Here is a 20,442-nt window from a genome sequence, read left to right as displayed (position 1 = left end):
GAATAAAAAATGAAGGATGCCTTATTGACCGGCCTTGCGAACCAGCCGTTGAAGGATGGGCCGTACTTTTAAAAACTGCCCATACAGGGCCTCAAGGCCTTTAAGCACCAGCGGATAACGGGCGACTTCGCCCAAAGGCCGGAGAACCGGAATGGCACGCCACATGGCCGCAAAAGCAGCCGCGCCGTCATAGAGCTGCTCGCCCTCACGTGCATGAAACCGGGCCAGCAAGGCTGCATGGTCTAACGGGCAATCCGCAATTTCTCCGGAAGCATCAATGAAGTCGATGTTTCCACGCCGGTCCAGCCGACGCATCAAGGCGATTTCACGTTGGCATAAAGGACAGTTTCCATCATGCCAGACTGTCAGACGTGACATGTCATGGAGCCAGTTCGGCTTCAACACTCACTGTAACGCGAAGGGTTTGTTCCTGCGGGGTACCTTGCGGCGGTGTGAACGAATCGCTAGCCGCACGAGCCGCCATCAACATGACCGGCCGCGGGCCCGGTTCCATCGAAGACACACGAACCTGCTTCAGTCGCACAACATGTAGCCCCAGCGTTCTGGCACTTTCATCGGCTTCCTGCCGGACTTTCTTGAGTGCCTGGGTACGGGCCTGGCGCAGTAAGGTCTCCCGCGTTTCGGAGTCCAGAGACCAGTCCAGGCCATCCATCATCAAACCGTGACTTTGCAGCTTGCCTGACAAATCCAGAAGAGACACGGCGTCCTTCCCGCTCAGACTCAAATCCTGACGGGCGGTCCAGCGCGTCGGGCCATGCTCTGGCGTCTGATCCGACAGGGAATAACTGCCGGCTTGCGCCTCAATTCCTGACACCCCGGATGCCATTTTCATGGCTTCAGCCATATGGGCGTTCAGGGTTTTCTGCGCTTCGATGGCAGAGGCACTGTCCGCTCGCCCGAAAAGACGCACCGTCAAAAGCGTTGGCGCGGCATGGGCTTCACCTGTGACTGTGAAATCCAGCTCTGTCCCGGTCGTCTGGGGTTCTGTTGCCCGGGCCTGACAGCAAATTGCCAGAGACAAGACAGCGAGTGGGGTGGCCAGACGGAAAAGACGCTTCATGAGTGCTCCTGACTATGTTCCAAAAGGACCAACGCACGACGCAGCCTCGCGATCCCTGCCCGCAGGTGATGGTGCTTGCAGAGTGTATCGCCTTCAATCCGGAGGCGGTGCGCATCATCCATAGCCCCAACAGGGATTCCATGGGGTGTCGCCAGAAGATGATCCACGTTCTGTGTCAGCTGGGTGCAGTATTCCGCGCTGTCAGACGTCACGGAAATTACGCCTTCTTCTTTCCCGGCGACAGGTCGGGCAGGCGCATTCTGCGGTGGCGCATGTCCAACTGGGGCAGCCGCAAGGCTTCCCACCAGACCCAGAAGACAGACAGACATTGGAGGCAGAAGGCGCATTCCGCCCTCTTTACACAGTCTCACCTAAGCCACGGGTGAGGGAGGAATGAAACTTCCGTCATGCAGGGAGAGTCTTTGCATTATGAAGAGCTGGCAAAAGCAGTGTTACTCGCAGCCCTGGCTTTCCGTCCGAGAGTTCCATGGTTCCACCGTGCAGTTGAACAACGGCCTGAACCAGAGAAAGACCAAGCCCTGCGCCGGGGGTATTCCGCGCTGTTTCTGCACGGAAAAATCGCTCTGACGCACGGGCCATGTCCTGTTCACTCATGCCAGGGCCCTGATCCGAAACACTGACGGCAACACGCCCTTTCTGCATGACGGCAGAGAGGGTGATCGTCGTATTTTCCGGCGCGAACTTGATGGCATTATCGAGAAGATTGGCAACAGCCTGCTGAAGAAGATGCGGGTCTCCATTGACCCGTGCCAGTGCCCCGATCCGGAAATCGAGTTTCAGGCCAGCGTCTTCCATGGATGCTTCATAAAGCTCGCTCAGACCTTCCAGCAAAGGTGGAATGTCCAGCACTGTAAACGCCGCCCGCTGCGCGCCAGCTTCAAGCTGGGCGATACGCAGAAGAGCTTCGAAAATGGAGGTCACGTGGTCCAGATCCAGAACGGCACGATCAATAGCCGCGCGGAGCTCGTCTTCAGACGTGGCAGTCAGGCTCGCATCTTCCAGACGCGCGCGCGCTCGTGCAATGGGCGTCCTCAGGTCATGGGCAATGGCATTCGAGACCTGCCGCACGCCATCCATCAAACGGTTGATACGTTCGAGCATGGTGTTGACCGTCTGAGCGACCAGATCGGTTTCATTGCCGGTCAGCGGTATGCGACGACTGAGGTCTCCCTGCGCTACAGCAGACGTCGTGCGGGCAATGGAGCGCACGACCTGTCGGAAAATTCGCCGAATGGCGAGCGTCCCACCCGCTGCCAGCAGCGACACCATGACCCAGGCCCAGATGAGCGTATCGGTCAGAACGTGCCGGACGACCTGCCGGCCCCGAACATCCCGCCCAACAATCAGGCGAAAGCCTTCCGACAGCGGAAAGGCGTGCATCTTGGCTTGGGTGCGAAAACCATCCCGGCGGATGGAGAGCTCATAAAACTCATCCATCTGGGTGATGACCACAGGCCACCCCGGTAGATTTCCAGCATATTTGCGACCGTCAGGCCCGACGAGCAAATACAGCTCGTCATCCTCGACGTTCTGATCCAATCGGTCCTGAATGGCGAGCGCCAGAGCCGCCGGGCCACCATGAACCCAGCGTTGTGCCAGATCGTGGGCATCCACCTGCACGGCAGCTTCGACCTGGCGGTCAAGCTGGCCAGTGGTGTTCCACCAGATGAACGACAGGAACACGCCCGCAGAAATGATGAACACCAACCCGTAGGCGAGGGCAAAATTCAGCCCTGCAGACCGGATCGGCCAGCGCAAGCGCTTCCCCAGACGGCGGAACCCGCGCCAGATTTTCACGGGTCAGTCCGCGCGCAGGATGTATCCGGCGTTGCGGATCGTATGGATGAGGGGCGTTGCAAACGGCTTGTCCACTTTCTGGCGCAGGCGTGAAACGTGCACGTCAATCACGTTGGTCTGTGGGTCAAAATGATAGTCCCACACGCGCTCCAGCAGCATGGTCCGCGTGACAACCTGCCCCGCATGACGAATCAAAAATTCCAGCAGACGAAATTCGCGGGGCTGAAGATCAATCTTCTCGTTCCCACGCTTCACAGTCCGGGAAAGCAGATCCATCTCCAGATCGCCCACAGTCAGACGTGTCTGAGGGGCAGACTCAGGACGACCACGGCGGCCGAGCGCCTCAATCCGGGCCAGAAGCTCTGAGAAGGCAAATGGCTTCGTCATGTAGTCATCGCCACCGGCCTTCAGGCCAGCCACGCGTTCATCGACATCTGCGAGAGCGGACAGCAACAGAACCGGCGTCGCATTCTGCTGTCCACGCAGCGTTTCCAGAATGCGCAGGCCGTCAATCCCGCCGGGCAGCATGCGGTCCAGGATCACAACGTCATAATTTTCACTGACAGCCAAAAACAGACCATCCTTGCCGTTATCCGCCTCATCCACGACGTGCCCGGCTTCACGCAATCCCTTGAGCACAAAGGCGCGGACTGTGGAATCGTCCTCAACGAGCAGGATACGCATTGATTTTACTCTCTTCCTTCCGGGCGACTGAGCGCCGTATCAGGGCCTCAGAATACCGGCTTGTGTCCACGGGTCAAAGTGGAGGCTCGATCAGTTATCCGCGTTCTTGGGGCGTGGTCCGATATGAACGGGAAGCGTCAGGTCCGTGCCGCCACGCCTTACGCCAAAGTTCAGAACCATGCCCGGTCTGGCCGCGGCGATGCTTCGCAACAGCATACGGGCGCTGATGACGGGCGCCCCATCTACCTGCCGTACGATGTCGCCACGGCGCAGACCGCTTTTCTGGGCCGGTCCACCGTTATCGACACCCGCAATACCGACGTCCGTGTCCCCGTCATCAAGGGTAATACCGAGCCAACCATGCTCGACATGCCCGGTTGCTTCGATTTCAGCGACGATCGGGGCGACGATTTCAGATGGAATACCAAAGCCAATGCCTACGGAGCCCCCAGCAGGCGTCACGATGGCAGCATTCACCGCCACGACCTGTCCCCGCATATTGAATGCCGGACCGCCAGAATTTCCCGGATTAATGGGGGCATCGAGCTGAATGAAATCGTCCAGGGAGCCGATACCCAGGTCCCGCCCTACGGCGGAAACAATGCCCGCCGTCACAGACGAGCCAAACCCGAACGGATTCCCTGCGACCAGAATCCAGTCTCCGATATCCGTCTGGCGGCTGTCGCCCCAGGTGACGTGCGGCAGCGGCTCAGGACTATCGACCTTGATGACGGCAATATCCGTCAGCGGATCAGCTCCCAGAAGGCGTGCCGGCATTTCATGACCGTTGGAAAGAGAGACGACTACCTTGTCCGCTCCACCGACAACGTGCCGGTTGGTCACAATGATTCCGGTCGCATCCACGATGAAGCCCGAGCCCGCTCCAACCATTTCGTCCTGCTGGCGCTTCATGCGGTCATGATAGCGCTTCTCCAGCGGGGTTCCCTTGATTTGCGGTGGAACGTGATCATGCCCGTCCGGGCTGCTCTGGGTAATGGCAATGTTCACAACGGCCGGAATGACCTGACGCACAAGCGGCGCAAAACTCAGAGGACCGTATTTAACCAACAAGGGAGGCAGTGCCGGTGCTGCGGCGGGAACCGGAGGCTGCGTCGGAATCCCGTGTGCGTCCGTGCTTTCTCCTGCCAGAGGGCTGTCCGGACTAACGGACGAAAGCGGTTTGACGGCCTGCTGTTGAATGGTCGTTGTAGCAGGCTGAGCTGTGGGAGCGTGTTGCTCTCCGTGGCTGTGCAGACGCAATGCCAGCATCAGGCCTACTGTCACGACAGTCGCTGTTCCGGCCCCGATTGCAGCGGCCTGAAGAGAGCGATTCATGGGAAACAGGTCACGAACATCGTCATGTTTCAGCTGCTAACACAAAACCGTCAAAGCTCCTAAAAGAAGCCGCAGACAGGGGTTTCCTGCCAGGCCGGAGGGAGATGTAAAAACCCGATAATGAGCATTTTGGAAATCATACCATTCCATCATTTCTATTTTTTAAAATATCTACTTTTCATACTTTCAAGGCAGTTCTTCTGCTTCGAAAGATTTTCCCGATGCTCACCAATCTTCTACCTCGCGATGCCCTTCTCCTCACAGGTCGCGTATTGCTTGCCGGTCTTTTCCTCGTGATGGGATGGGGCAAACTCGCAGACTTCCCCGCAGCAGTGTCTTACATGATTCAGACCGGCGCGCCTGTTCCCACCCTGTCAGCCATCCTCGCTATCGTCGTGGAGCTCGGAGCAGGACTAGCTTTGCTTGGCGGCATTTTAGTGGAACCCATTGCGATTGTTCTTGCCCTCTACACCATCGTGACAGGACTGATCGGCCATCATTTCTGGACGATGTCCGGAATGCTCCGCTACGACATGATGATCCATTTCTATAAGAACATCAGCATTGCAGGTGGCCTGCTCGCTCTTGCCGCCGCTGGCGCAGGACGCTTCGCAATCAGGCTCCGCTAAAAGCTTGCCGCAGACAGGTCATTCCTTGATGGTAACGGTAACTTCGTTTTCTCAAGGAATGACCCGTCATGCGCCTGTCCCGTCGCTCCCTGCTCGCTCAGTCCGCCGGGTTTGCATCCTTGTCTCTGCTCCCGAATATGACCCGCGCTGCACCTGCGCAACGAAAAGTCATTTTCGATACAGATCCTGGCATCGATGACGCAATGGCGCTTCTTTTGCTGCATGGCACGCCAAACATCGAGCTGATGGGCATTACGACTGCGGCCGGTAATGGATTGATCGACACCACAACACGCAATGCGCTCTATCTGGCCGAACGCTTCCGGATCGATGTCCCGGTTTCAAAAGGCCAGGGCGCGTCTCTGGATGGTGTGACATCATCCCCTCCTGTGACCATTCATGGACGAAACGCTCTGGGAGATATTCGTCTCTCGGCCGTCCACAAAAAACTCGATCCTCGCCCCGCGCATGATCTCATCATTGATCTGGTGCGCGCCAACCCACACGAGATCACTCTCGTCGCGACAGGACACATGACAAACCTCGCGCTTGCTCTGCGCAAGGCGCCAGACATTGCCAGTCTGGTGAAGGATGTCGTGCTGATGGGCGGCGCATTCGGGCATCACGAGGCACGGGGAAATGTGACACCCGCGGCAGAAGCCAATTTCCATGGCGATCCACGAGCTGCCGATGAGATCTGTGCCGCTCCTTGGCCGGTGACAATCGTAGGGCTCGATGTCACGACACAAACCCTGATGACAGACGCCTACTTCGAAAACCTGCGCCAGCATGGGGGCCAGTCAGGTCGTTTCCTGTGGGATATCACGCGGGTCTACATGACGTTTCATCGGGGGCTGGGTCTGGACGGCATTTATGTCAATGATGCCTCTGCCGCAGCATACGTGATTGCGCCGGAATTGTTCGAAACCCAGAAAGGTGCCGTTCGCGTCTCGACGGAAGGCGTTACCCTTGGTGAATCAGTTCAAAAAGCAGACGGCCGGGTTTATCCACCCGGAGATTGGGACAATCGCCCATCTGTTCAGATCTGCACGGACGTGGACGTCGAGGGCGTGCGTTCCCTGTTCCGTAAGGCCGTTTTCCACATGGCCTGATGAAACCTAGCGTTTGGGACGTGGCTTTGGCGGTTCAGCCGTTGCCGGATCTTCGGGCCAGTCATGCCTTGGGTAGCGCCCTCGCATGTCCTTGCGCATATCTGACCAGCTCCCTTTCCAGAAACCGGCAAGATCAGCAGTAATGGCCTGTGGGCGGCCCGCCGGCGACAGCAACGCACACTGAAGCGGCACGGCACCATCAGCGAGCAACGGCGTTCCGGCCGTGCCATAGAATGCCTGTGCTCGCGCAGACACTGTTGGCACGGCCCCTGTATAATCAATGTCGTGGGTGCTGGCTTTGAGCGTCAGACGAGGCGGCAGCTTTCGATCCAGTGCGGAAAGGTCGCTGTAGTCCAGACGGGCGCGAAGAATGGACAGAAGATCAAGAGCTTTCACCTGGGTCAGACGGTCGCAGCCTGCCAGATATGGCTCCAGCCATGCCAGATCGTCAGCAAGAGCAACCATCGACAGGTCCGGCAGATGAGGCGCGTAGGTCGCGCGTGCATGCGCCACACGGGCCTGGAACTGAAAGGCTGCGTCAGACCAGTTCAGAGCACGCGCAAGATCAGCCGCAATTTGCTGTAGAAGAAGTGCCTGCGCCTCCTCAGGCGTTACTTCTGTATTGCGATCACGCAGGATCAACGCGCCTAGACGCAGCCTGCGTCGCGCGATAATCCGACCAGAAGACCCGTCCAGACTGGTTTCAACCTGCTCGGTTGTCCGATCCAGAAGCGTCTGGGGTAAATTTTCTACGTCCAAAGGCGCTGCAAGCGTGATTTCCGTCGAAGTCCGCGTGTGAAAAGCTGCGGCAGCCAAAAGCTTTTCCCGTGCAAGATCATCATTGGCCTGCACACGGGCACTCCCGCCGCCTGCAAGCCGAAATCGTCCAATTTCTCCCGCAGCCTGCGCCACACGATCAGGAAAACCGGCGGCCAGAAGTGGCCCTGCATGAGACGGCATCGGACTTAGTGGAAGGTCTTTGCCACCCATGCGACGCAGAAAGCGTTTTGCCGCCTGACGCATATGGAACAGGCTGGCCCTGTCCGCTCGTGGATCATCCCGCTCAAACAAAGCCAGACGTGTGCGGATGTCCGCTCCCGCAGATGCCCCGGAAGGCATATTCGATTTGGGGCGTAAAGGATCACGCTCTTCCAGAAGAGCGGCAAGGCAGGCAGCCGTCACACGCTCGGGGATGGTTTTCGCCGCACAGAGCATGGCCGCAAGACGCGGGTGAGTTCCGAGCCCTACCATCCGTTTTCCAAGAGCGGTAATCTGGCCGGCTTCATTCAGGGCACCCAACGCACGCAACAACTCACGCCCACCCGCAAGCACTCCGGCAGGGGGCGCATCAAGGAGTGGCAACATGTCGGGCGCTGTTCCCATGACGTCCTGCCAGGCTGCCGTCACGAGAGCGAAGTCCGTTAAATCCGCAACAAGGATTTCGGGCGCATCCTGTGGCCGCAGAGAGCGTTGCATCGCCTCGGACCACAGACGAATAGCGATACCCGGAGACTGACGCCCTGCACGCCCCGCGCGCTGAGTGGCCGTCGCACGCGAAATCTTCAGTGTTTCCAGCCGGGACAGCCCTGTGTTGGAATCCAGACGCGGTGCCCGGCGCAGACCACCATCGACGACAATCCGAACGCCGGAAACCGTCACGGAAGTTTCGGCAATGGAGGTTGCTAGCACAACACGCCGTCTGTCGGATGGCGCAATCGCGCGGTCTTGGTCTTCTGTCGTCTGTTCTCCATGAAGAAGAAACACAGGAACAGCATCTCCAAGCAGAGCCTGTGTTCGGCGAATTTCCCCAACCCCGGGAAGAAACGCAAGAATATCGCCCTCTTCCTCTGTAAAAGCCTGCCGGATAGCGCGTGCGCAAGCCTCTGGAAGGTCACGCGGGTGCATTACATCTCGGGTGTGGCGTATATCGATGGGATATTGTCGGCCTTCACTCTCGATCAGGGCGGCATTCATAAGATCTGTAAACGCACGCCCATCAGGCGTTGCGGACATGGCCAGAATGCGGAGATCCGGCCTGAGTTCACGCTGAAGGTCCAGACAGAACGCCAAAGCCGCATCCAAATCCAGCGAGCGCTCATGCACCTCATCAAACAGGACAGCGCCAACCCCATCCAACGTTGGGTCTGCCAGAAGGCGCCGCACAAGCAACCCTTCCGTCACAACTTCAATACGCGTTCGGCCCGATACGGCGCTGTCAGTGCGCGTACGAAAGCCTACCGTTTCACCCGGTCGCTCTCCCAGCGTGGAGGCCATCCGTACCGCGGCCCCTCGCACAGCAACACGGCGAGGTTCGACCAGAATGATTTTCTGTCCAGCAAGCCATGCCGCCTCAAGCAGTGCCAGCGGCGTCAGGGTTGTCTTACCGGCACCGGGAGGAGCAACGAGAACAGCATTCGGCTGCTGCTCTAATGTTTTCAGAAGATCAGGAAGAACAGCTGCAACCGGAAGATCCGAAGAAAGGAAATCGCTCAGGACAAAACTCCGGAATTAGGGGCTCGACGTAGAACAGCAACACTGAGCGTGGTTGGAGGCAGATGTCTCAAAGCGATTTCAGGACCCGGCTCTCTTCAATGGGTGCTTAGAGGTTCGAGCATCCACGTCCAGCTTCCGTCACCACCATCTTATTTCAGCGCAAACCCAAGCCGGTTGAGCACAGCCTTCATGACATGGCGGCCGCTCAACCCGTGGTAGCTATCCACACGACTTGCCACGGTTTCAGACCATGCTCGCGGTGCAAGGCCTTGCTCCTGCTGATAGGCATCAGCAACGCGGTCATAAGCGGCAACACTTTTGGCTTCATTTGCGGAAGTGTAGCGTTCACGGTGCACAACGACATCCTGCCCCAGACGCGGCTTGTAACCGTTCTGAGCCGACGGATCAGGGCGTCCCACACAGAGGCCAACAACCGCAACGGTTTTGGGCGGAAGGTTTAGCAGCCTGGCAACGTCTTCCGGATGATTCCGCAAGCCACCGATATAAACGGTCCCAAGCCCCATGGACTCAAACGCCGTCACAGCATTCTGAGCAGCGATACCGACATCCAGCGTGCTCATGAGGAAGATCTCCTCATAATCCAGCGCTTCACTCCCCTTGCCTGCCCGTTCCGCAATCCGTTCCAGACGCGCCAGATCGACGATCCACGCCAGAAACAACGGTGCAACTTCGATGTGCTTCTGATTACCGCAAAGCTCGGCAAGCTTTGCCCGTATCTCCGGATTTTCGACCGCAACAACGGACCAGACCTGCAGATTACTGGACGTTGCCGCAGAAGAGGATGCTGCGATCCCAGCTTCCAGCGTCCCGGCGGGCAACGCGTCCGGCAGATATGCCCGGACGGAATGGTGTTTCAGGAGAGTCTGAAGAACCGGATTATCCGGCAGGTCTTTCGGGGCGTCAGTGCGATAGCGGGTCTGCCACAGGGAAGAAATGCCGGACATGGTGGTTCCTCAGTCTTCGTAAGTGATGAGCGAATTCAGCGGGACATCCAGTTTGTCACGTCCCTTGAGACCTGCAAGCTCGATCAACACACTGGCACCCACAACTTCTGCGCCAACCTTGCGCAGGAGGTCGATGGAGGCAGCGAGCGTGCCACCGGTGGCCAACAGATCATCAAGAACGACAACGCGCTGACCCGGCTTGATGGCGTCAGCCTGAATATGGAGTTCGTCCTCGCCATATTCGAGACCATATTTCAGGGAGATTGTCTCACCTGGCAGCTTGCCCGGCTTGCGCAACATGGTGAAGCCGCAGCCGAGGCGCTGTGCCAGAGGCGCTGCTGTCAGGAAGCCGCGGCTTTCGATGCCAGCCAGCAGGTCCGGCTGCCAGGCAGAGATGATACGTGCCAGACGGCCCGTAGCAACCTGCCAGGCTTCGGCAGAGCGGATCAGCGTGGAAATATCGTAAAACAGGATACCCGGCTTCGGAAAATCGGGAACCTCACGGATGTAGTCCTTGAGGTTGAGCGGCTGGGGTTCCTGAAACGACATGGCGGCACTGCTTTCTTCTGGGCGTGGCAAACAGCGGGCCATGTAGGGGACTCTTCCCCTACAACTCAAGCCCGGATTGCGTTCCGGGCCTGATCGATGGCTTCAAGCAGCGCGTTCCTGCGAAACGGCTTGGGCAGAACAGCCACGCTTTCCCCCATCAGTTGCCCCTCCTCGAAGTCTCCTGACATGAGAACCACGGCAAGGCTGGCATTCTGTTCCCGCAGTTTCCGGGCCAGCAGCAGACCATTGAGCACACCAGGGAGATTGTAGTCGGTCACCAGCAGGTCTGCGGACCCGTCCCATGCCAGAGCACTTTCAGCATCCTCAACCAGATGAACGTCCCATCCTTCCCGCGTCAGAACCGTCTTCACCACGAGGGCCACGGCCACATCGTCTTCAACAAGAAGTACCTGCATCACTCTCAACTCCTTCAGGGCGCTGATGATGGCAGTCTGGGCCTCAGCAGAGCAAACACGGTTGCCGCGCAGAAGGCGAACACCAGAAAGCCCGCAAATGGAATGGCCGTCCCGGGGGACATCAGACCGAACAGCGCACTTGCTACCGCTCCGAACAGGTACTGCATTGTTCCTGCCAGAGCAGAAGCCGAGCCTGCACGTTCGGACTGTTCGGACAGAATGCCAACCATTGAATTGGGTCCAATGATGCCTGTTGGCGCCATTGTGATGACAAGCGAGATGATAAGCGGCCAGAGAAAGAAGGATCGAAGCTGTCCGCCCGATGTCAGATCAACAGCGGAAATGACGGCCAGCGCCAGGAAAAGGATACTGCCTGTCAGACTGATCCCCAGCGCACTGAAAAGCATGTGCGTCGTACTGACCTTCCCCACCACAAGCCCATTAATGGCAGAGGCCCCGATCATGCAGACAGCGAACAGACCAAACAGCATTCCGTAATGGAACGGAGACATGCCGAAACGCTCTTCGAACAGCGTGGGAGCGCCTGTCAGATAGGTGAAGGTTACGAAGCCCAGAAAGCTCCAGACGAGGCCGTTCGTGATGAAGCTGCGGGTCCGCAGAATATAGATATAGCGTTCGATGATGGAGAGAGGCCGCATGTCCCGGCGCTCCTGCGTAGGGAGCGTTTCCGGGAATACGGTCAGGAGCATCAGGGTACAGAGCCCCCCATACACGGCCGTGGCCCAGAAAATGACCCGCCAGTCCACAAACTTCAGCGCAAAGCCACCCAGCATGGGCGCGAGAATCGGGACAACACCTTGTACAACGATCAGGCGCGACATGAGTCGGGACGCTTCATCACCCTCCGTCAGATCCCGAAGACATGCATTGGGAATCACCAGTCCAGCCGAGGCCATCAGAGCTGAAAAAACCCGACAGATGCACATGATGGTCATGGTCGGGGCCAGTGCACAGCCGATCTCGCCGATTGTGTATCCGATCATGCCAATCAGCAGCGGCAGCCGTCGGCCGAACCTGTCTGAAACCGGGCCAATCGTGATCTGACCAATGGCCAGTCCGATAACCCAGGCAGCCATGGTGATACTGCCTGAACCGGGAGCAGAATGAAGCTGGCGTTCCATTTCAGGGAGGGCCGGAAGATAGATATCTGTGGAGACAGGTCCAACTGCCGTGAAGATACCCAGCATAAGCGGCAACCATCCCGGAATGGTATCTCCACGCCGGAACGCCATGCTCTGTTCTGTCATTCGTTTCTGCCTGTGAAAAAGCAATGTTCAGAAGATGAGAAAGGATCCGTCCCTCACGAACGGATCAAACCAGTGAATCGTTCAGAACGAGATGTTCGAACGGTTATTCATCTGCCTGACGCAGGAGCAATGCTCCCAGAACGCCAGAAACCACAAACAGGCCACCCGCGAGACCAAGCTGGATCATATGACCAATACGTGTGCCAGCCCCTACCAGAACAAACACCAGGTTCTGAGGCAAACCGCCAAGGCAGGTTGCCAACGCAAAGGCTGGAAGCGGAAGTTCAAATAATCCGGCTGCCATGGAGACCAGCAGAGCAGACCCAACAGGCATAAGCCGCAAGGTCAGAACAGCACGGAAGGGTTTGCGATGAAGGATTCTTGCCAGCGCTGCATAATTCCTTTGCAGGCGGTCATGCAACCTTTGTCGAAATTTTACCGGTGCAAGCACTCTGGCCCAGCCATAAGCCGCCATCGCCCCCAGCATATACGCCAGAGAACACAGGCCCAGCCCACCCCAGACTCCGAACGCCAGCCCCGCGGCAATGCACAACGCCTGACGAGGCAGACCGCAGGCACAATACGGAATGGCCAGTAGCAGGAACCAGACTGCTGCATAGGGAGTCTCGTGCCAATGCGGCGCATTTTCCAGCAGACGATGAATGAAGGGCAACCGCTGCAACAGCGCCACACACAACAGCATCGCCCCAATCGTCAAAGCAGCACGCCAGGGCACAAGCTGACGAAATGTGCGCCGCAGTTCGGGATCAGGAGGGGAAGAGATCGGGCTACCCATCTCCGCCGGATACCAGCGGAAACGGCACGCGGCTATGGCACGCGCAGATTTTGAAAAAGAAACTCTTGCAGATATATCTTAAGATACTATATCGTACGACATATCGAATGAAGGAAAACAGAATGTTCAAACATGATACCGATCGCGCTGAGCGCGGTTTCTCAAGGTTCTCCCGGGGTTTTGGCTTCGGCGGACACAAGCATCGCAAGGGTGGTCGACGCCTCAGCGACGCATCAACCAGCGAAGGAGAAAAAATGCGGGATGGTCCGGACTTCCGCGAAGGCGGATTTCCTTCAGAGCGTGGCGAACACGCAGGGCGCCGATTTGGTGGCCGGGGTGGAGAAGGCCGTGGCAGACGCGGCTTTGGGGGCCGGGGATCACGCGGTGGCGGCCGGTTTGGCGGCGGCGGCTTTGGTGACGACACTTTCGGACGTGGTCGTAAACTGACAGCTGAGGAACTTCAGATTGTCATTGAAGCCCTTCTCCATGATCAGCCTGCGCATGGTTACGAGCTGATCCGCCGCCTCGAAGAGCACTCCGGTGGCTTCTACAAGCCAAGTCCTGGCGTCATTTACCCTTCCCTCACCTATCTTGAAGAGGCTGGCCTCACCGCCGTCACGCAGGAAGGCAACCGTAAGCTTTACAGCCTCACGGATGCGGGGCGCACCCATTACGAAGCGAACCGGGAGACGGCGAATCGTATTCTCGAGGTCCTCGCCCGGATTGGTGCCCGGATGTCGGAAGTTCGGGATGCCTTCAGTGGAGTGAATGATCTTGATCCAAGCCTGGGTCAGGACCTGCATGAAGCACGTCTTGCTCTGAAGCTGGCACTGAAATCCCGTCGCGAAGCAAATGCAGAGGAACTGCGCCGGGTGGTGCAGATCCTGCGGCAGGCTGCAGCCGACATCAGCAGTGAAACCCCAGAAGACAAGCCATCCGCCGACTGAAGATCCCGCCTCTTCGTCTGAGCGAATGTATGGAGTAAAGGGTGGTCATGATTGTTCAGGACCACCCTTACTTCTGCAATATGCCCGAAGACATGCAGTACTATCGGCCTGAAGTCTTTCCAGCCGGCTTCATTGAAAAATCAATGATCTTTGCGCTTCCTGACCGGCTCAAGAAATTCCGTCGGAATCTATGGCACGTCCGGCGCAATCCTGGGGAAGATGCGGTTTATATGCCGCTGTTCCGGGTGGACTGTATTTTAAAGTCAGAGCCGCGCCCTGCAGGGTTGCAGGGACCGCTGGATATTTATCCATTCTATACCCGCACGACAAAGACCCGCAGCCGTGAGCTGGACTACTATGTTCTGTTCATCTTTCGCGAAAAACTGTCATTCATGCGATGTCAGGAACTCATCGGGAAAGGTTGAACGGTTCTCCCCTTGAAGGAAGTTCCCAAGCGGCCCATTGATGATCGGCGCTCAGACGCATCTCAGTCTTTTCAAGCGGATCAAGACCTATGCCGAAATCCCTTTATGCCACGATGAAAGCCCTTCCCGGCTGCCGTGAAAAAGTTCGCGACCTTCTCATAGGCCTGGCAGCCGACGTTCGGGCCGAGCCCGGCTGTGAACGGTTTGTCGTTCACACACTGGCGACTGATCCTGACTTCTTTCATGTCGAAGAAACTTACCGCGACGAAGACTCCTTCAAGGCTCACATGGGCACAGACCACGGCCGCGTCTTCAACCAGGCCATCGAAACACTGGTTGAAGACGGTGGCTCGAAAGTTGTGTTTCTTGATACGGTAATCTGAACAAACGTCAGATCAGGCCCTTTGCGCGAATCAGCGCAAAGGCAGCCAGAGACACCATGCATTTAAGTTCGCCACGCGCGATCAGATCTTCAAATTCGCCCAGCGTCATGTCCTGCGTCGTGATGTCCTGCTCGGTGTCTTCCAGCTCGGTTTCCCCACGCGTGAGGTTACGCGCCAGAAAGACGTGTCCTTTCTGGTTCGAATATCCGGCCCCCTGATACATCGTTCCCACATGAATCATCTCGCCAGCGCGCAGGCCCGTTTCCTCGCGGAGTTCACCGAGAGCCAGTTCGACAGGATCTACGTTCTCCTTCGTCTCCCACATTCCCATTGGCAGTTCGAGCAAACGCTCCCCAACCGGGTACCGAAACTGCTGGATCAGGGTCACGCGGCCATCAGCATGCGTGGGCAGGATCACCACAAACTCTCCACGCTCGACAATGCCATAAAGGCCTTTCTTGCCGTTGGGATGAATGATGATGTCCTCTCGCAAGGCCGTCCACGGATTGCTGTAAGCCAGACGGGTTGAGACTGTCTGGAAACCAGCGGCGCGACGGGCGTCTTCGATGCTCATGGACTGATCCGATCTTGTTTCGTTCCTGGTGATCGGCGACACTGTACAGATGGAGTCCCGCCGGATCGTGCATATCGACATGGACGCTTTTTATGCGTCTGTCGAACAGCGAGATAACCCGTCCTTACGTGGCCGCCCCCTCGCGGTTGGACGAGGCGAGGCCCGTGGTGTTGTCGCCGCTGCCAGTTATGAAGCGCGTCCTTTTGGTGTGCGCTCTGCGATGCCGTCCCTGAAAGCCAAGCGCCTCTGTCCGGACCTTGTATTCGTACCCGCCAGGTTTGACGTCTATCGCGCTGTTTCCATGCAGATCCACGAGATCTTTGCCCGATATACGCCCCTCATCCAGCCTCTTTCCCTTGATGAGGCCTATCTGGATCTCACGGATTATCTGGGCGCCTATGGTTCGGCCACGTTGGTTGCGGAACGCATTCGTGCAGATATCCGCAAAGAAACTGGCCTTACAGCTTCCGCTGGGGTCTCTTACAACCGGTTTCTGGCCAAACTGGCATCCGATTACCGCAAACCTGATGGGCTTTTTGTCATCACGCCGCGAATGGGACCGGATTTTGTGCTGAATTTGTCCGTAGACCAGTTCCATGGAATTGGCCCGGCGACCGCTCGAAAAATGAATGCTCTGGGCATTAAAACCGGCGCGGACCTCCGGAAAATGGATCTGCTCACGCTCACACGCCACTTTGGAAAGGCCGCTTCCTTTTATCATGGCATTTCCCGCGGGATTGATGAGCGTCCCGTCGTGGTTAATCGCGAGCGCAAGTCTTTGGGAACGGAACAGACCTATCTGACAGACCTGCGCGATGAAGCCGCTGCACGCAATGCTCTTGGAATGATTGCCACCAAACTCTGGCTACAGGCCCAGCGTAAACAGATCACAGGCCGAACCATAACGCTCAAGGTCAAATACTCAGATTTTCGTCAAATTACCCGTGCCCGCAGTCTGCCTATCTCTGTTGGGTCCGAAGCAGTTCTGGCGGAAGTTGGCCAGTCTCTCCTGACGCCGCTTTTCCCTTTAGTGCCTGGCGTGCGCCTTCTCGGCCTCACGTTATCGGCTCTCGCGGCGCCATCGCTGGAGATACCGGACGAGAGTTCACAGATGCAGCTTGCTTTCGATCAGCCAGAAACGACGCTCCCCGAAAATCGACAAGTTTTTCGCTCACTTTCTCTCTTTTGAGCGTTGTTAGGACGCATAGAGGCAGATCACGTCTCATGGTTGTCCTTACAGGAGTTGAAATTTTATGGTTCCGTTCCGCCTGCCAGCCCTGCTCTCGACTGGCGCAATTGCTGCCATCGCAGCCCTCTCTCTCGGAGGCTGCACATCCGGGATGTCGGCTGCCCAGAATCCGGAAACGCAGGCAGCGGCAACATCCGCTGCAACTGCCGCAGCCCAGAGCACAGCTTCACAGTTGACCGGTGGCCTGACGGGCGCCCTTGGGCTGCCAAATCTCTCCTCCACCTCCACCAGCAATCTGGCCGGCGTGCTGAACTATTGCGTGACGAACAACCTGGCTACGGGGACGAATGCTACGGGTCTTCTCTCCACTGCCACACAGGCAGCAGGCGTGACCAATAGCCCGGCATACAGTGCTGGCCAGCAGGGCATCCTTCAGGCCGTCAGCAACCAGACGAATACGTCCCAGCAATACTCCCTGTCCTCACTGGCAGAGCCGTTGCGCCAGAAAGTATGCTCAGCGGTTTCAAGCCGCCTGCAGAACATGCTTTAAGGCCACCTTCTCTCGGGATGTTCATTCCCGAGAGATCACATACTGTTGTTTTTTGGACCTGAGGGGTCCATTGACCGTGACGGATCGTTCAAACTGTCCTATGCCAGACAGGACGTAACCAGTTAGTTACTTAAAGAAACAGGAGATTGAAGGCATGACTGCGGAAGAAACGCCGGTGAGTTCACCGACGAAGCGGGTTCTTACCGTCGTTCTGTTCAATCTTCTGGTTTACATCGTTATCGGGCTTCCCAATGCCGTCCTGACGATCTTCGTGCATCATACGCTGGGCTATAGCACGACGATCGCTGGTCTGGCCTTCTCCCTGCAATATCTTGCGACATTCGCAGCGCGCCCTTCTGCTGGTCGGCTGGTAGATAGCATAGGCCCCAAACCGGTTGTTTTAGGCGGATTGGTGACATGCCTCATCTCAGGCCTGCTGATGATCGGTGCGGGGTGGTCGGGCGAAACACCCGCCGTTTCCCTTGGAATTTTGCTCTTAAGCCGTCTATTTCTAGGCTGGGCAGAAAGCTGGGCCGCCACAGGCGTCATTGTCTGGAATATTCGCCGGGCCGGAGCTGAAAACACAGCTATTGCCATTTCGTGGAACGGTATCTGTTCTTATGGAGGTATTGCTCTTGGTGCACCGATTGGCGCCAAGCTCTCACAGCTTCCTCATCCTTATGGCGGCATTGTCTCGGTCGGTATCCTGTCCGTTATTCTTCCGCTTTTTGGCCTTGCCCTGATCGGCTTTTACAAGGGCATCAAGCCTCTTCCCTCCACGGAAAAGCCCGTTCCATTTACGCGCGCGCTTCGTCTGGTTCTGCCGCATGGCATGGCGCTGGCGGCTGGCTCCATCGGATTCGGTGCCATCTCGTCCTTTCTTGCTTTGTATTATGCCGTTCTGCACTGGGAGGGCGCTGCAACAGCCCTGTCCGTCTTCGGAATTGTATTTGTTGTCATCCGGTTCTTTTTCGCCTCACAGATTGCCCGGCGTGGCGGCGTCTTCGTGGCAATTGTTTCTCTGCTGATCGAAGCTGTCGGGCTGGCCTGTCTGGCAATTTTTCCCTCACAAGGGGCCGCTCTGATCGGTGCGGCGCTGACTGGCGCAGGTTTCTCCCTGCTGTTCCCTGCCCTTGGTGTGCTGGCCGTCAACAGTGCTGGCCCACAGAACCGTGGGGCCGCTTTGGGCGCCTATTCGATCTTCATTGATCTGGCGATTGCATGTTCGGGTCTTGTGCTCGGGCAGGTCATCGAGTTTGCTGGCTACAAGACCATGTTCGGCACGACTGCGGTGTGCTGTCTGGTCGGTGTGCTCATCAGCCGTTCGCTTGGGCGGAAGCCTGCCGTCTAAGCGTTCTGCCCGCTTCCTTACAGGACCTGCTTCCCATGACCATTCGTTCCTGCGCTGTTTTCTGCGGCTCCCGCTTCGGCAACTCCCCTGTGTATGCAGAAGGTGCATCCGAACTTGGAACAGCTCTGGCCCAGAACGGAATTACGCTTGTTTACGGCGGTGGTCATGTGGGTCTGATGGGAACCGTCGCAGATGCCGCGCTGACTGCGGGGGGGCAGGTTATTGGCGTTATTCCCGGGTTCCTGCATGATCGCGAAGTCATGCATAAAGGCGTGACAGAGCTTGAAGTGACACCCAACATGCATAGCCGCAAAGCCCGCATGTTCGAGCTTTCAGATGCTTATGCCATCATCCCAGGCGGATTCGGCACCTTTGATGAACTGATGGAAATTCTGACCTGGAAGCAGCTCGGCCTGCACCAGGACCCGATTTACATCGTCAATATTGGTGGCTGGGCAAAGTCCCTTGTCCGCACCCTGACCGATGCCGTTGAGCAGGGCTTTGCCTCCCCCAACACGCTTAAGCTGTTCACCGTTGTGGAAGACGTTCCCGCGCTGATGAACCATCTGCGCGAAAACGTTCCTGCCTGAAATTCAGCCTGTCAGCGTCTTTTCAAAGGCGCTGACAATCTTCTCGATCATGGCCTGATCTTCCGCATCGAAGCGGTTCTTCACAGGGCTATCAATATCCAGAACTCCGATCAGGTTTCCATCATGCAGGATGGGAACCACGATTTCGGAAGCCGAGGCAGCATCACAGGCAATATGCCCTGGAAACGCATGCACATCCGGAACGACGAGCGTGGTTTTCTGCTGGGCAACAGTTCCACAGACGCCTTTCCCAAGCGGAATGCGCGTGCAGGCCAGACGCCCCTGAAACGGGCCGAGGACCAGTTGATCATCCTTGAAGAGATAGAACCCGGCCCAGTTAATGTCTGGCAAGGCCTCGAACAGCAGGGCCGCGATATTGGCCATGTTCGCAATCTGATCTGTTTCAGACGCGACAACCGATTCAACGGTTTCCACCAGATCTTCCACGGTCAGACGATGGATAGGCGCACTCATGTCGGATGATCCTGAGTTAAAATGAGATGAAACAGGATTATAAAGCCGTTGCGTGTCTCCGTCACGATGGCCACTCTGTCCTTTTCACCATTACCGGACCAGATCATGGCTAGACGTCTTTATGGAATTTCTCTGTCCGGCCATGTGCATCGCGTCCGGCTATTTCTATCGATCCTGAAGCTGGATTACAGCTTCGTAGAAGCGTCAATGCAGTCGCCTGAAGTGCTGAAGCTTAATCCGCTGGGACAAATTCCGATTCTGGAAGACGGCGATATTATCCTGACAGACAGCAATGCCATTCTGGTCTATCTCGCGAAAACCTATGCACCCGACAGTTCATGGCTGCCAGAGGATGCACTCGGCGCGGCGCGAGTTCAGAAATGGTTTTCCATTGCCGCTGGCGAATTGCGGTATGGACCGGCTATGGCGCGTGCAGCGACGCTCTGGAAGCGCCCGGATGATATTGCCCCGGCTCAGGCAAAGGCTGCGAAGCTGCTTCCCTTCATGAATGATGAACTGAAACAGCGGCCATTTCTCGCAGGTGATATGCCCACGCTCGCCGATCTGTCCTGTTACGCTTACATCAAACGCGCACCTGAGGGCGGGGTGTCTCTAGCGCCTTATTCTGCAGTTCAACAATGGCTGGAGCGTATAGAAGCGCTGCCTGACTTTATTCCCATGCCGGAAGCATCTGCTTTCGGGTTATGAATATTTTCGTTTCCCTAATGAATCCTCTCGTTGGCGCGAGAAATATTAGAAAAAATTTATATTTAATAAAAACAGTTTCCTCATCACGTCTTCTTCTTAAAAGGG

At 57.0% G+C, this 20,442-nt stretch carries 24 protein-coding genes; 10 read left to right on the top strand and 14 right to left on the bottom strand.

The genetic code is table 11. The features are described from left to right. Positions 1-21: 21 nt before the first annotated feature. From M2305_RS07655 to M2305_RS07630, 6 genes are all read right to left on the bottom strand, one after another. Complete coding sequence (locus M2305_RS07655) at positions 22-378, bottom strand: thiol-disulfide oxidoreductase DCC family protein (RefSeq protein ID WP_264649028.1); 357 nt, start codon at positions 376-378, stop codon at positions 22-24. A 1-nt stretch (position 379) separates the two neighbouring features. Beyond that, a complete protein-coding gene (locus M2305_RS07650; protein WP_264649027.1) occupies positions 380-1,081 on the bottom strand; it encodes an SIMPL domain-containing protein in 702 nt (233 codons plus the stop codon). Then, positions 1,078-1,428, bottom strand: coding sequence for a hypothetical protein (locus M2305_RS07645; protein ID WP_211498671.1), 351 nt, complete (start codon positions 1,426-1,428; stop codon positions 1,078-1,080). The genes M2305_RS07650 and M2305_RS07645 overlap by 4 nt, the downstream gene beginning before the upstream one ends. Positions 1,429-1,486: 58 nt before the next feature. Further along, positions 1,487-2,899, bottom strand: a complete 1,413-nt coding sequence (locus M2305_RS07640) for a HAMP domain-containing sensor histidine kinase (protein ID WP_264649026.1) — start codon at positions 2,897-2,899, stop codon at positions 1,487-1,489. Between the two features lie 3 nt (positions 2,900-2,902). Next, positions 2,903-3,583 carry a winged helix-turn-helix domain-containing protein gene (locus M2305_RS07635; RefSeq protein WP_046900612.1) on the bottom strand — a complete coding sequence of 227 codons (681 nt, stop codon included), beginning with the start codon at positions 3,581-3,583 and terminating at the stop codon, positions 2,903-2,905. A 90-nt stretch (positions 3,584-3,673) separates the two neighbouring features. Further along, positions 3,674-4,918, bottom strand: coding sequence for a S1C family serine protease (locus tag M2305_RS07630; protein WP_264649025.1), 1,245 nt, complete (start codon positions 4,916-4,918; stop codon positions 3,674-3,676). A 221-nt stretch (positions 4,919-5,139) separates the two neighbouring features. Between M2305_RS07630 and M2305_RS07625 the strand changes: the two genes are divergently transcribed. Together M2305_RS07625 and M2305_RS07620 are read left to right on the top strand one after the other, a co-directional pair. Next, a complete protein-coding gene (locus tag M2305_RS07625; RefSeq protein ID WP_202207047.1) occupies positions 5,140-5,547 on the top strand; it encodes a DoxX family protein in 408 nt (135 codons plus the stop codon). A 68-nt stretch (positions 5,548-5,615) separates the two neighbouring features. Next, positions 5,616-6,659, top strand: a complete 1,044-nt coding sequence (locus M2305_RS07620) for a nucleoside hydrolase (protein WP_264649024.1) — start codon at positions 5,616-5,618, stop codon at positions 6,657-6,659. Between the two features lie 6 nt (positions 6,660-6,665). On the opposite strand, the gene hrpB is transcribed toward M2305_RS07620, so the two are convergent. From hrpB to M2305_RS07590, 6 genes are all read right to left on the bottom strand, one after another. After that, complete coding sequence (hrpB, locus tag M2305_RS07615) at positions 6,666-9,152, bottom strand: ATP-dependent helicase HrpB (RefSeq protein WP_264649950.1); 2,487 nt, start codon at positions 9,150-9,152, stop codon at positions 6,666-6,668. 149 nt (positions 9,153-9,301) lie between these two features. Then, positions 9,302-10,117 (bottom strand): NADPH-dependent oxidoreductase, encoded by an 816-nt coding sequence (locus M2305_RS07610; protein WP_264649023.1) that lies wholly within the window; start codon positions 10,115-10,117, stop codon positions 9,302-9,304. 9 nt (positions 10,118-10,126) lie between these two features. Beyond that, positions 10,127-10,666: an adenine phosphoribosyltransferase gene (locus tag M2305_RS07605; RefSeq protein ID WP_046900606.1), complete on the bottom strand. Its 540-nt coding sequence runs from the start codon at positions 10,664-10,666 to the stop codon at positions 10,127-10,129. Positions 10,667-10,731: 65 nt separating this feature from the next. Beyond that, positions 10,732-11,082: a response regulator gene (locus tag M2305_RS07600; protein ID WP_064275635.1), complete on the bottom strand. Its 351-nt coding sequence runs from the start codon at positions 11,080-11,082 to the stop codon at positions 10,732-10,734. 14 nt (positions 11,083-11,096) lie between these two features. After that, positions 11,097-12,350, bottom strand: a complete 1,254-nt coding sequence (locus M2305_RS07595; RefSeq protein WP_086633529.1) for a multidrug effflux MFS transporter — start codon at positions 12,348-12,350, stop codon at positions 11,097-11,099. Positions 12,351-12,453: 103 nt separating this feature from the next. Beyond that, positions 12,454-13,146 carry a TVP38/TMEM64 family protein gene (locus M2305_RS07590; RefSeq protein ID WP_046900603.1) on the bottom strand — a complete coding sequence of 231 codons (693 nt, stop codon included), beginning with the start codon at positions 13,144-13,146 and terminating at the stop codon, positions 12,454-12,456. A gap of 122 nt (positions 13,147-13,268) precedes the next feature. Here M2305_RS07590 and M2305_RS07585 point away from each other — a divergent pair, with 122 nt between their 5' ends. From M2305_RS07585 to M2305_RS07575, 3 genes are all read left to right on the top strand, one after another. After that, positions 13,269-14,093 carry a PadR family transcriptional regulator gene (locus M2305_RS07585; protein WP_264649022.1) on the top strand — a complete coding sequence of 275 codons (825 nt, stop codon included), beginning with the start codon at positions 13,269-13,271 and terminating at the stop codon, positions 14,091-14,093. A 47-nt stretch (positions 14,094-14,140) separates the two neighbouring features. Then, entirely contained in the window at positions 14,141-14,518 is a 378-nt protein-coding gene (locus M2305_RS07580; protein ID WP_046900601.1) for a hypothetical protein, read from the top strand. An 89-nt stretch (positions 14,519-14,607) separates the two neighbouring features. Continuing rightward, positions 14,608-14,901 carry a putative quinol monooxygenase gene (locus tag M2305_RS07575; protein ID WP_264649021.1) on the top strand — a complete coding sequence of 98 codons (294 nt, stop codon included), beginning with the start codon at positions 14,608-14,610 and terminating at the stop codon, positions 14,899-14,901. Positions 14,902-14,908: 7 nt separating this feature from the next. Here the strand turns inward: M2305_RS07575 and M2305_RS07570 are convergent, their stop codons facing one another. After that, positions 14,909-15,475 (bottom strand): NUDIX domain-containing protein, encoded by a 567-nt coding sequence (locus tag M2305_RS07570; protein WP_264649020.1) that lies wholly within the window; start codon positions 15,473-15,475, stop codon positions 14,909-14,911. Between the two features lie 49 nt (positions 15,476-15,524). Here M2305_RS07570 and dinB point away from each other — a divergent pair, with 49 nt between their 5' ends. The 4 genes from dinB (at position 15,525) to M2305_RS07550 (ending at position 19,155) form a co-directional block, all read left to right on the top strand. After that, positions 15,525-16,664: a DNA polymerase IV gene (gene dinB / locus M2305_RS07565; RefSeq protein WP_264649019.1), complete on the top strand. Its 1,140-nt coding sequence runs from the start codon at positions 15,525-15,527 to the stop codon at positions 16,662-16,664. Positions 16,665-16,728: 64 nt separating this feature from the next. After that, positions 16,729-17,214, top strand: coding sequence for a DUF2501 domain-containing protein (locus tag M2305_RS07560; protein WP_046900597.1), 486 nt, complete (start codon positions 16,729-16,731; stop codon positions 17,212-17,214). A 154-nt stretch (positions 17,215-17,368) separates the two neighbouring features. Then, a complete protein-coding gene (locus tag M2305_RS07555; protein ID WP_046900596.1) occupies positions 17,369-18,565 on the top strand; it encodes an MFS transporter in 1,197 nt (398 codons plus the stop codon). A 35-nt stretch (positions 18,566-18,600) separates the two neighbouring features. Then, a complete protein-coding gene (locus M2305_RS07550) occupies positions 18,601-19,155 on the top strand; it encodes an LOG family protein (protein ID WP_086633532.1) in 555 nt (184 codons plus the stop codon). Positions 19,156-19,158: 3 nt separating this feature from the next. On the opposite strand, the gene M2305_RS07545 is transcribed toward M2305_RS07550, so the two are convergent. After that, the gene (locus M2305_RS07545; protein WP_215749913.1) at positions 19,159-19,629 is read right to left on the bottom strand and encodes a GAF domain-containing protein; all 471 of its coding nucleotides are present in this window, start codon (positions 19,627-19,629) and stop codon (positions 19,159-19,161) included. 105 nt (positions 19,630-19,734) lie between these two features. Here M2305_RS07545 and M2305_RS07540 point away from each other — a divergent pair, with 105 nt between their 5' ends. Further along, a complete protein-coding gene (locus M2305_RS07540; protein ID WP_264649018.1) occupies positions 19,735-20,337 on the top strand; it encodes a glutathione S-transferase family protein in 603 nt (200 codons plus the stop codon). Positions 20,338-20,442 lie beyond the last annotated feature (105 nt).

The sequence above is a fragment of the Gluconobacter cerinus genome, from assembly GCF_025961355.1.
Taxonomy (GTDB): Bacteria; Pseudomonadota; Alphaproteobacteria; order Acetobacterales; family Acetobacteraceae; genus Gluconobacter; species Gluconobacter cerinus.
Note: the sequence above shows the minus strand (reverse complement) of the source record. Positions and strands in the feature narration are given on the sequence as shown.